General features: G+C 41.2%; 3 protein-coding genes and 1 other annotated feature. All 3 genes read right to left on the bottom strand.

The genetic code is table 11. From position 1 onward, the window contains the following. Nucleotides 1-282 precede the first annotated feature (282 nt). Complete coding sequence (gene asd / locus ASG81_RS29495) at nucleotides 283-1,368, bottom strand: aspartate-semialdehyde dehydrogenase (RefSeq protein ID WP_081417670.1); 1,086 nt, start codon at nucleotides 1,366-1,368, stop codon at nucleotides 283-285. Between the two features lie 144 nt (nucleotides 1,369-1,512). Next, nucleotides 1,513-1,776: a binding site (T-box leader), on the bottom strand. A 236-nt stretch (nucleotides 1,777-2,012) separates the two neighbouring features. After that, nucleotides 2,013-2,492: a hypothetical protein gene (locus ASG81_RS29490; RefSeq protein ID WP_056643421.1), complete on the bottom strand. Its 480-nt coding sequence runs from the start codon at nucleotides 2,490-2,492 to the stop codon at nucleotides 2,013-2,015. Nucleotides 2,493-2,716: 224 nt separating this feature from the next. Next, on the bottom strand, nucleotides 2,717-2,942 hold a 226-nt coding region (locus ASG81_RS33460), incomplete at its 5' end, for a GNAT family N-acetyltransferase (protein WP_235549096.1).

The following is a 2,942-nucleotide window of genomic DNA, read 5'->3' as shown; positions in this document are numbered from 1 at the left end:
GTCTGCCTGCTAGCTACGGGGCGGCTTGGTCCCTACCCCGACTGAACTTGCATCAGTAAGTTGTGCCTAGCTTGGCTAGGCGCGCACTGCCCGTTAGCATGGAACAGGCAGCCGATCATTTGGCCGGCTGCCGCGGTGTCTTTCTTTATTAAGCTATCGTACCCGTTAGTTGAATGAGAAATCCGCTCTTTTCTCAAATCTTTTAACTGAAAAACAGCAAGCACCTGAAAGTATCGGGATGCTTGCTGTTTTGTCTAGCTATTCGAATGAATGTGTATGCTTCTACTTTGCCTGAATGTACCCTTCCGCTTTAAGCAGTTCGGCGACCAGAACAGCACCGCCCGCTGCTCCACGTAATGTATTATGCGATAGTCCTACAAATTTATAATCGTATATTGAATCCTCACGCAATCTGCCCGCCGAAACACCCATACCGCGCTCAATGTCACGATCAAGCTTCGTCTGCGGTCTGTTCTCTTCTTCAAAATAAGTTATAAACTGGTTTGGTGCGCTTGGCAGGCCAAGCTCCTGCGGCCGTCCTTTGAATTGCAGCCAGCGATCGAGAATTTCTTCTTTCGAAGGTTTATTCTCGAACGATACAAATACTGTAGCCAAATGTCCATCCAATACTGGAACGCGAATACACTGCGTTGTAATTAATGGTGCACTTGCTTTAATAATTTCATTATTTACAATGCTGCCCCATATGCGCAATGGCTCCTGCTCGCTTTTTTCTTCCTCGCCGCCAATATAAGGGATTACATTATCTAACATATCGGGCCAATCGGTAAAATTTTTGCCGGCTCCAGATATCGCCTGATACGTCGATGCCACCACTTTTGTTGGTTTGTAATCTAGCAATGCATGAAGTGCCGGCACATAGCTCTGAATGGAACAGTTGGGCTTAACAGCAATAAATCCGGTCGAGGTTCCAAGCCGCTTTCTCTGAGCAGCAATCACTTCAATATGCCCTGGGTTAATCTCCGGAATGACCATTGGGATATCAGGTGTCCAGCGGTGAGCCGAATTATTGGAAACAACGGGCGTGCCCGTCTTTGCGTATGCCTCTTCCAACGCTTGAATTTCATTTTTTTTCATATCAACTGCACAAAAAATAAAATCGACCTGAGTGGCAACCTCCTCCACTTTCGAAGCATCCTGAATGACGATATTTTTCACTTCTTCAGGAATTGGGCTAGACAACTTCCATCTGCCTTGTACAGATTCTTCATAAGTTTTACCTGCCGAACTGGCACTAGCTGCAATGGCCGTTACCTTAAACCAGGGATGCTGGTCCAGCAACTGAATAAACCGCTGGCCCACCATGCCCGTTCCTCCTACAATACCAACCTTCAATTTTTCTGTCATAAGATATTCAATTCCTTTCAACATCGCATGATCTTCCCTAAATAACTATTCAAACAGTTTGATTTGGTGTACCTTATGTTGAATGTAAACTGTATTTCCTTTGCACCAATAAAAAAAAATCCCACCCCCAAGACTTTAGTCAGTCTTAGGGACGAGATTTGTATACTCGTGGTACCACCCCAGATTCGCTAATATGTCGCCATATTAGCCTCTTCAAGTACGGCATTACCATGTAATGCTTATACTCTAGCTCTGTAACAGGAGCTCCTGACACACCATCCCCCTTTATCTTGGGCTCCGATGTGCTGCTCTGAGGCTTTTTTCAATAAGGAACTCTTACTCCTTTTCAGCTAACGGAGCTCTCTGTGAAAGAATTCATTTATTTACTCTTCTCTTCATCACATTTGAATATTGCGATTATATTATCAAATAAACCTTGTGAGGTAAACAAGAATTTTGAAAATTAGAAAACATTACACATTTGAACATAACCCGCCCAATAGTACAATATCAGCAGATGGCTGCCACCACGCAAACCTGCCCGTTAACGCAAAAAGGCTGCCGATCCCGCCGGCATCCCCTGCTGATAAGTAATTGAACTATAGTCTCCGTTAGCTTAATAATAAACCGAATACTCAAAGATACTATTGAACCTGATTAGCTAATTCTATTAGATCGGATTTATCTAATTTATATTTATCTAATTGCTCACGGTTTCCATTGATATAGTAAACAAATCGAGCCACAAACCCATTGTCACCTTCCCACCAAATTGATTGGCTGGTCTCATCTTCTTCGTAATATGCTTGTTTCCCATTTTCAAGTTTAAGTGGTTGCTTGCCTTGTTTAAAAGATATATCTTCTGGTTCATCAATAACCTTGCTCAAAATGCACTTTATTTCTTGAGTGGTCTGCTTGTTTTTATAATGAAAAACATATTGTTGGAGTGAATCGGGATTATCCATTGCTATCTCTGTACGAACCTCATTAACTTCAAATGGAAATCTAAAAGGTTCATTGAAATCATAAAGCATTGATTTACTTCTTACTTTGGTTTGACTGCTGCCACTACATCCACTGATTAAAATAATCAGTATTAGAAAAACAAAAGAAATACTTCTCATTGTTTCACCCCTTCTTATTACAGTAACGAAAAAGGAAGCATTTTGTTGTGCAAAACTGCCCGTTACTTCAACGAGGCTGCCGGTGATTGGCAGCCTTGTTCATTGTGCTATAGTACCCGTTAGTTTAATAAATAACTGCGGATTTCTTTTGCCAATCACTTTTAAGTAAAGAAAAACAACGTTGGTCTATATATCCTTCTTGAAATGAGGCNGTACCCGTTAGTTTAATAAATAACTGCGGATTTCTTTTGCCAATCACTTTTAAGTAAAGAAAAACAACGTTGGTCTATATATCCTTCTTGAAATGAGGCATAGCCTCGCAGTATACCATCTTGCTTAAAACCTAACTTGATCAATAAATTCATAGAAGGGGCGGCATCAAGATTTGTTAATGCTTCAATTCTATTAAACCCTGCGATTTCATAACTAAATTGTATGATTGACTCTAAG

Origin of the sequence: Paenibacillus sp. Soil522 (assembly GCF_001428245.1) — a bacterium.
Classification (GTDB): domain Bacteria; phylum Bacillota; class Bacilli; order Paenibacillales; family Paenibacillaceae; genus Pristimantibacillus.
Note: the sequence above shows the minus strand (reverse complement) of the source record. Positions and strands in the feature narration are given on the sequence as shown.